This is a genomic window from Ruegeria sp. YKSD163 (assembly GCF_059612905.1).
Genome location: NZ_JBXWRM010000042.1, coordinates 1 through 9,201 on the forward strand (window position 1 = coordinate 1; position 9,201 = coordinate 9,201).

At 58.6% G+C, this 9,201-nt stretch carries 3 protein-coding genes and 2 pseudogenes; 3 read left to right on the plus strand and 2 right to left on the minus strand.

All coding sequences use genetic code 11. The features are described 5' to 3' along the window. Positions 1 to 173 (minus strand): annotated as a pseudogene (locus AC2FNA_RS23930) (IS6 family transposase); the annotation flags it as partial. Between the two features lie 516 nt (positions 174 to 689). On the opposite strand from AC2FNA_RS23930, the gene AC2FNA_RS23935 reads away from it, so the two are divergent. From AC2FNA_RS23935 to AC2FNA_RS23945, 3 genes are read left to right on the plus strand one after another with little or no spacing between them, the layout of a single operon-like run. Then, a complete protein-coding gene (locus tag AC2FNA_RS23935; protein ID WP_496830913.1) occupies positions 690 to 7,571 on the plus strand; it encodes a GAF domain-containing protein in 6,882 nt (2,293 codons plus the stop codon). After that, positions 7,568 to 7,891 (plus strand): Hpt domain-containing protein, encoded by a 324-nt coding sequence (locus AC2FNA_RS23940; protein WP_496830915.1) that lies wholly within the window; start codon positions 7,568 to 7,570, stop codon positions 7,889 to 7,891. The genes AC2FNA_RS23935 and AC2FNA_RS23940 overlap by 4 nt, the downstream gene beginning before the upstream one ends. Before the next feature lies 1 nt (position 7,892). Next, positions 7,893 to 8,909 carry an adenylate/guanylate cyclase domain-containing protein gene (locus AC2FNA_RS23945; RefSeq protein WP_496830917.1) on the plus strand — a complete coding sequence of 339 codons (1,017 nt, stop codon included), beginning with the start codon at positions 7,893 to 7,895 and terminating at the stop codon, positions 8,907 to 8,909. Between the two features lie 111 nt (positions 8,910 to 9,020). On the opposite strand, the pseudogene AC2FNA_RS23950 reads toward AC2FNA_RS23945, so the two are convergent. After that, positions 9,021 to 9,201 (minus strand): annotated as a pseudogene (locus tag AC2FNA_RS23950) (IS6 family transposase); the annotation flags it as partial.

Below are 9,201 nucleotides of genomic sequence, written 5' to 3' on the forward strand. Positions count from 1 at the left end.
CCGAACCTGTGCCACCAGAACCGGACGGCCTCGTGGCTCACATCAATGCCGCGTTCGTGCAGAAGATCTTCCACGTCCCGCAGTGAAAGCGGAAACCTGATGTACAGCATAGCTGCCAGGCGGATGATTTCCGGGCTGGTCTTGAAATAGCGAAACGGGGATCTTTTGGTCATGCTGGACGCTACAGAACCGCCCTACCCGCCTCAAGCCAGTTTGCTTTGACAGCGCCGTTCATAGAGATGGCGCGTGGTTTGACGGGCCATGAAAATGCGGAAGCCAGGTTCGAGGCGTCTGCGGCTTCAAGAACAGCTCAGATAGAACGGTAGCATAGTTCCAAAGTCGGCTTATGCTCTGAATGCACTGCGCTCTTTCGTATCTGTTTTGCTGCCCGATTGCATGCGCTGTTTGCAAACGCGGCAGAGATATGAAGTAGATTGAACTGTCTGGTATTCACTGTCCGAAGCGACGCACTGACGGTTACGGTCGGCGCGAAAACCGGCCTTACTGCTTCCCAAGGAAACCAGCTCATGTTAATCCTAAAACTATTGAAAACTGTGGACTTCTGCGTCGTCTATCTGGGGTTTGCAGTCTTTGTTGATTGAAAGCCAAGCGCCTTGAGCACACCGAAAGTAAACTCTGCAGAGCAAAGCAAATCAAAGCCTCGGCAAAGCAGTGCGATGGCGGGCGGGATGGCTGCACAACTGGCGGCGGTGACTGAAGTCATGCGGGTCCTGGGCCGATCGCGGGACGACGACGGCCCCGTTTTCCAGACGATTTTGGCCAACGCCGTTGCTCTGTGCAACGCCCAGATGGCGGGTCTGATCCTCGCAACGACGCAGGACAACGCCCAGACGCTTGCCGCGCATATCGGCATGGCTCCAACGGCGGTTGAGCTTTTCGAAACGGGCGGCATGAAGATGGACCCGGACTTGTCTTACGCGGCGAGGTCTATTGTCGAGGCCCGACTGATCGCGTTCGAAGACATGGGGAAAAGCGAACTTTATTCCGCCGGCAGCCCGGTTGTGCGGTCCATGGTGGATGACAGCGGCATTCGCAGCGTTCTCTTTGTCCCATTGGTCGGGAGCCAGGGCGCAATCGGCGCAATCACGCTGTTCCGAGAAAGACGCGCGCCGTTCTCGTCAAACGAGATTGCGCTCGTGGAGGCCTTTGCGCTGCAAGCGGTGATCGCCATCGAAAACGTGCGGCAGTTTCGCGAGGTGCAGGAGCGGCTGGAACGCGAAGCGGCCACCTCGGAAATCCTGTCGGTCATCAGCCAAAGCCGCGATGACGCCGCGGCCGTGTTTCAAACCGTTCTGGAACAGGCAACCGAAGTGTGCGGCGCAGATCAGGCGGCGTTGGCGTTATACGTGCCAGGCAGTAAGAATTACCGTCTTGCGGCCAATTGGGGCCACGCCAATCAGGTAAGCAAACCCGGCGATGAATGGCCGCTGAGCAGTCCGCATTCTGCGGCCACGGCGATTAGGACGGGCGAGGTCATCCAGATCCACGATCTCGCTGATACGGACGCCTACCGCAGCGGCGATCCCACAACCGTGTCGATGGTTGATCGAGAAGGCATCCGCTCTCGGGTTGCCGTGCCTTTGATGCGAGACGGGCGGGCAATCGGGGCCTTTGCGCTAAGCCGCCGCGATGTGCGCCCGTTCTCGTCTGCTGATATCGCGCTGATCGAAAGCTTTGCAAAGCACGCCGTAATCGCCATCGACAACACCCGCCAGTTCACGGAGACGCAAGAGGCGCTGGCACAGCAGACGGTCACAGCGGACATCCTGAGTGTCATCAACCAAAACCCGGGCGATTTGCAGCCCGTGTTCGACAGCATCGCAATCTCGGCGTTGGAGCTTTGCGGCGCCAAATCTTGCTTTCTTTGGCGCGTCGAAGATGGGATGCAGCATCACTGCGCGACAGCTGGTTTTGAAGGTGCTGACCTTGACGAGTATTTGGCGCAATTTCCTCGGCCCGCAGGTCCAGATACCCTCTCGGCGCAAGTGGTTGCGTCTGGCGAGGTGCAGCGCATCGCCGATGCACAGGACCCAAGCTATAAAGATCATAAATTGGCAATAGAATACGGATTTCGCGAAATCGTAGGCGTTCCGATTGTGGTAGGTGGCATGAGTTGGGGCACCATCATTCTGGCCTGGCCAGAAAGCACCGCCCCAACGGACACCCATATCAAACTGACCCAGACCTTCGCCGAACAGGCAGCCATCGCCATCGAGAACGTGCGGCTTTTCAATGAGACGCAAGAAGCCCTTGAGCTGCAGACCGCCACGGCGGAGGTTTTGAAAACGATCAGTCAGGATGCGTTCGATCTGCCTACGGTATTGCAGGCGCTGATCGATACGGCGGCGCGTCTGTGCGATGCGTCGATCTGCATTCTGTTCGAAAACCGGGGTGGCGCGATGCACATGGGCGCCAATTTCGGCTGCACGCCGGAAATGCTTGATTGGCACGCGGTTAATCCAAACCCGATTGACCGCGGGAACGTTGCGGGGCGCGCTACCCTGGATCGCGTGACGATTCACATACCCGATATACTGTCGGACCCGGAATATGCAATCCCACAATCCGTGAGCCTAGGTGGCTGGCGCTCGATTATCGCGGTTCCGTTGATACTTGATAACGAAGTGATTGGCGTTCTGGACCTTGCACGTCCCACGGTCGGCCCCTTTAGCCCCCGCCAGATTGAACTGGTGGAAACCTTCGCCGATCAAGCGGTGATAGCGATCAAGAACGCCAAACTCTTTGAGCAGGTTCAGCATCGCACGAGTGAGGTCGAGGAGGCTCTTGAGCGGCAGAAAGTCACCTCGGAAATCCTGCGCGCGATCAGCCAGTCGCCCACAGATGTACAGCCGGTGATGGAGACGATTGTCAGCAACGCAACCCAATTGATCCACGCCGATATGGCGATCTTTCACCTGCGCTACGAAGACCATTATTACCCATCGGCCGGCTCGGGGCCGAAAGGCGTATTGATCACCGACAGGATACTGGAAGGTGCGCGCAAACTGGCGCAGAAATTCACACCTGACGGCTTGCCGTTGCACCCTCTGGCCCCGGACGACAATTTCCCCTCCCGCGCGATGGTCACGGGTGAAGTGCAGCACATCATCGATTGGCCGAACACAGAAATTCCTTCGCACGAGGTTGAGCGCGGCAAACAGCTGGGGCTAAAGTCCGCGATCTATGTTCCGCTGGTGCAGGGGGGCATCAGCATTGGCTCTCTGGCCATAGGGTCGACGGAACAGACCGCGTTCTCGGAGCAGGATATCGCCTTGGCGCAGTCCTTCTGTGATCAGGCGGTCATCGCGCTGCGCAACACGCAGCTGTTCATCCAGACGCAGCAATCGCTGGAACAGCAGACAGCAAGCAACGAAATTCTCAGTGTGATCAGCCAGTCGGTCGAAGACACACAGCCGGTCTTTGATCTGGTGGTACAGAAGGCAGCGGAGCTTTGCGGGGCATCGTTCTGTGTGCTCGACCGGTTTGACGGAGACGCTTATCATTTCTGTGCGCAGTATGGTTTCCCGCCGGACCTCGCCGCCGAGTTGATGTCCGACTACCCGTTTGTCAGAGCCGAAGGCCACATGTCGGTAAAGGTGGTCGAAAGCGGGGACGTGGCACATATCGAGGACGCACAGGACGGGTCAGTCTACTACGCACCCGACTTGGCAAAGGCCGTTGGATGGCGGCGTATGCTGGGGGTGCCGATCCGGGATGAGGACCAGATCTGGGGTGCCGTCGTTGTGGCTTGGCCGCATACCGAACCACCGTCTACCTCCACAATCGAACTGATCCAAAGCTTTACCGCCCAAGCCAGCATCGCCATTAAGAATGCACGGTTGATGCAAGAGACCAAGGCCCGCACAGCGGAGGTGGAGGAGGCGCTCAAGCGGCAAACCGCGACCTCCGAGGTGCTTGAGGTTATCTCCAACTCGGTCGAAGACGCAGATCCGGCGTTTCAGGCCATCCTTGCCCGAGCGGCGGCGATTTGCGATGCGCCTTTGGTGAGCCTCAATATACTCTCCCCTGATCGAAAAACGGCGAAGCTGGTCGCGCATTGGGGCGATAATCTGAACTATTTGAAGGTGGGCGAAACGGTTTGGGATGTGGAAAACCCGAGCGCCACGACCCTTGTGTTCCATACCAAAAAGCCGAACCATGTGCACGATCTGAAGGACACCGACCGTTACCGCGCAGGCGATATGCTGCGTCGTCGCGTCGTAGACGACGAAGGGGTGCGAACGTTTCTGGCCGTCCCGCTCATCCACAACGGCGAGGTGACCGGCAACATTGCGGTTTACAAGCGCGAGGTCAAACCGTTCTCGGATAGAGATATCGAATTGCTGGAAACCTTTGCAGATCAGGCTGTGATCGCGATCCAGAATGCGCGGCTGGTCAACGAAACCCAGACGGCTTTGGCACGGCAGACGGCGAGTGCGGATATTCTACGCGTCATCAGCGGTTCGCCCGATGATGTGACCCCGGTTTTCGAGCAAATCGTGAGATTGGCCGTGTCTTTGGTGTCCTGCGACATGGCCATCGTGATAGAAACGGACGGGCAAGAGCTTTGGAACGCGGCCGTCGCCGATAAGGACGGCGTCAAAGAGATCGTTCATACAACACGTCATCCGGTTGATCCCGAGGACAATCTGCCCTCGCATGTCATCCTGTCCAAACAGATGTCGCACTTGACTGACTGGACGACTGCCGACCTGCCTGCAAAAGACCGTCGCGAGTTGGAAAAGCCCGACGGTCCGCGGGCCACCTTGGCGCTGCCGCTGCTTCGCGGCGATAAATGTGTCGGCGTCCTGTTGTTCATGCGCAAAACGCCCGGTGCGTTTACCGCCGATGAGCTGGCCATGGCGCAGACATTCAGTGATCAGGCTGTGATTGCCATCGAGAACACAAGGCTGTTCAACGATACGCAGACCTCGCTGGCCCGCCAAACTGCCAGCGCTGACATCCTGCGGGTGATCAGCAGCGCACAAGCGGATGCGAGCCCGGTGTTCGAGGCCATTGCGCAAACGGGCATCCGGCTGCTGTCCTGCGAGGGGGCGGCAGTCATGATCCGCAAAGGCGATTGCTTCATCCCGGAAGGTGGCTATCAAACCACGGGACGCATCCCCAATCTTGACCCCAATCCTGTACCCGTTGATCCCGCGCTCAACTATCCGTCGCGGGTGTTCCAAACCGGGAAGATGGTCCACGTTCCGGATCTGAGCGTCGTCGATTTGCCGGTACACGAACGTGACACTGTTCAAAAGTTCGGCATGAAATCAGCGATCTATCTGCCAATGACCCGCGACGGGGTCACTTTGGGCGTGCTGGTCTTTACCCGTGTGAGCCAAGCGCGGGCGTTCACAGCTGAAGAGATCGAGTTGGCCGAAAGCTTCTGTGATCAGGCGCTTATCGCAATTGAAAACACACGGCTCTTCAACGAAACGCAGACGTCATTGGCCCGGCAAACTGCGACGGCCGACGTCCTGCGGGTCATCAGTCAGTCGCCGGGCGATGTTACGCCGGTCTTTGAAGCCATCTGCCAGTCCGCGACATCCCTTCTGGCGAGCGACATGGCCTTTGTCATGACCACGAATGGCGAGACCTATTCGCCTGTCGCCGGCGCAACGCCTGCCGGCATCATGGACGATCATGGGCCACAGAATAACCCTGTTGATGCTTCGGCCAACTTTCCGTCCCGCGCCATTCTGTCGCGTGAAATGCTGCACCTGCCGGATTGGTCGACGATTGAGCGACCACCGCATGAGGACTTCATCCATCAAAGGTTCGACGTAAATGCGGCGCTCTATGTACCTCTCAACTTGAAAGACGGGCTTTTCGGGCTGTTGGTTCTGGCGCGGAGTGCCAAGCAGGCCTATAGCGACGACGAGATTGCCTTGGCGAACTCGTTCTGCGACCAGGCGGTCATTGCAATTGAAAACGTCCGCCTTTTCAAGGCAGCACAAGACGCCCGCGAAGAGGCCGAAAAGGCCAATGAGGCCAAATCGGCCTTCCTTGCCACTATGTCCCACGAAATCCGCACGCCTATGAACGCAGTCATCGGGATGAGCGGGCTGATCATGGACACTGACTTGAACGAAGAGCAGGCAGATTATGCCCGCACGATCCGGGACAGCGGCGACGCTCTGTTGGGCATCATCAACGAAATCCTCGACTTCTCCAAGATCGAAGCAGGGCAAATGGATATTGAGGATCACCCCTTTGACCTCCGACACTGCATCGAGTCCGCACTGGATCTGATCAGCGCGCGCGCCGCGGAAAAGCAGCTGGACCTGGCCTATATCTACGACGACACCGTGCCCGAGGGGATCAGCACCGATCTTACGAGGTTACGGCAAATCCTTCTCAATCTACTGTCGAACGCGGTCAAGTTCACCGAGGCCGGTGAAGTGATTCTTTCCGTGTCCGCAGCTGCGACGGATCGCGGGGGTGCCACGCTGCAATTCAGCGTTCGCGACACTGGCATCGGTTTAACCGACGAGGGTATGAGCCGTCTTTTTCAGTCGTTCAGTCAGGCCGACAGCTCCACCACCCGCAAGTACGGCGGCACCGGCCTTGGTCTTGCCATCTCCAAACGGCTGGCCGAACTGATGGGCGGGACGATGTGGGCGACCAGTGACGGCGCGGGCAAGGGATCGACCTTTCACTTCACCATCGAGGCGAAGGCCGCCAGGCTGCCGGAGACCGAAGCGCGAAGCCTTATCGGAGAACAGTCCGAGCTGCGCGGCAAGCGCCTCATGGTGGTGGATGACAACGCCACAAACCTCAAGATCCTGACCTTGCAGACCCAAAAATGGGGCATGCAGACTCGGGCCTACGCGACACCCGCGCAGGCATTGGAGGCGATCGACGGTGGACACGTCTTTGATCTGGCCATCCTTGACATGCATATGCCCGATATGGACGGGCTGGATCTGGCGCGCGCAATTGCCCAACGTGCGCCAGACCTGCCCAAGGTGCTCTTCAGTTCCCTTGGTTTGCGCGACACGGATGCGGACAAGGCCCTCTTTGCCGCCGCGCTCGCCAAACCGTTGCGGCAGTCGCAGCTCTTTGACACGTTGGTCACGCTCTTTGCCCCGGATGCCGTGACCAAAGTCACCCCGAAAACGGTGCCGAAACCGCCCTCCGATCCGGATATGGCCAAACGTCACCCCCTCCGTATCCTGCTGGCCGAGGACAATCTGGTGAACCAGAAACTCGCCACCCGCCTGTTGGAGCAGATGGGCTACCGCATAGATCTGGCGGGCAATGGGATCGAGGCCTGTGAGAGCGTCGCACGGCAAACCTACGATGTGGTTCTGATGGACGTGCAAATGCCAGAGATGGACGGCCTTGAGGCCACGCGCCGGATCATCGATGAGCACCCGAACACGCGTCCCCGCATCATCGCGATGACCGCAAACGCGATGCAGGGCGACCGCGACATGTGTCTGGATGCAGGCATGGACGACTACATCGCCAAACCGATCCGCGTTGATCGCTTGACCGAGGCGCTTTTGAACGTGCCCTCACCGCAAAAGGATCAGGCATGAGCCCAAACATCGTCGACACCGAGACCTACGCCGAGTTCCGCGCTTCCATGGGTGAGGAGTTCGCTGCTGAACTCGTTGCCACCTTTCTGCAAGAGGCACCGCTGATGCTTTCAGCGCTCAAGGCCGCTGACGCGTCGCAGGATCCGGATGGGTTCAGGCGCGCCGCCCACTCGCTCAAGTCAAACGCCGAGATTTTTGGTGCCACCGCACTCGCCGACATTGCCCGCCACATGGAAACATCCGGCTCGCCCACAATCGACGCCCTTGAGGCGACCCTGTCGCAGACAGAAAACGCTTTGCGGGCCCTGATCGATGCGTGACATGCCCGGACATGTGCTGGTTGTCGATGACAACAAGGTCAACCGCCTCCTCATGTCGCGCAGCATCGAGATGCTGGGCCATCGCGTGTCCGTGGCGGAAAACGGGCGGATCGCAATGCATATGTTGAAGTCCGACAGTTACGACATCCTGCTGCTGGACATCGAAATGCCGGAAATGGATGGCTTTGAAGTGCTCGAAGCGCTAAAGGCGGACCCCGGATTGCGCCAGCTGCCCGTGATCGTGACCTCTTCGGTCGAAGGTCTGGACAACATCGTGCGCTGCATCGAATTGGGAGCGGATGATTACATACCCAAACCGGTGAACAAGGTGCTGCTGGGGGCCCGTGTCAGCGCCAGCCTCGTGCGCAAGCGCCTCCAGGACGAGCAAAAGCAGCTGCTCAACCGCTTTGCCACCCCGGAGGTCGCAGAGCACCTCTCGGTAAGCGGCTTTGCCATCGGCGGAGAACGCCGGGTTGCCACGGTATTGTTCTGCGACATCAGGGATTTCACCGCCATATCCGAGCACATGACGCCAGAGGCGACAATCGACCTGATCAATACTTACTACACCCTCATGTTCGAGGCCGTTTCCAGCCAGGGCGGGATCATCAGCCTCATGGTGGGTGATGGGCTGATGGCGCTCTTCGGCGCACCGAACGCGCTCGAGAATTCAGCGCAAGCAGCTGTTTCTGCTGCGCGGGAAATGCTGGCCATGACGGCGGCGTTGAATGAGGAACGCGAGGCGGCAAATGACGCACCGCTGCAGATCGGTTTCGGTATCGCAACCGGCGAAGTTGTCGCCGGTTATACAGGCACGCATCACCGCGCGACCTATACCTGCATTGGCAAAACAGTGAACCTCGCGGCGAGATTGGAAGCGCACACAAAGGTTGCAGGCTGTGAAGTCCTCTTGGACCAGGCGACCCGCGCAAGCCTGACAGACATCTCGGATATTCGCAAGATCAATGACGTCCGTCTGAAAGGGTTCGCTGAGGCCGTAAACGTGTTCGTTCTTTGAAAGGTCGCCTTTTTTTGCGGTTCAAACACACAAACGAACGCCGTACATCGGCTAAGGTGGTGCTGCCGGACGAATGCGAACCAGTCTCTCCAAGGGCAGTATGGCTGTCCCTTATGCCGCGCAAAGACCGCGCCACTCGGCGAGAGCGGCGGCGCGGTTCAGCTTGAAAGTCGTTCGGGAAGTGAGGCTGCGCTCCGAGTTGAAATGGTTGCAGACCGAGGCGTGGACGGCGGCGAATTTCTGCAAACTTCGCATCCGCCTGAAGCGCAGCATCGCCCGTTCTCGTCGTCGG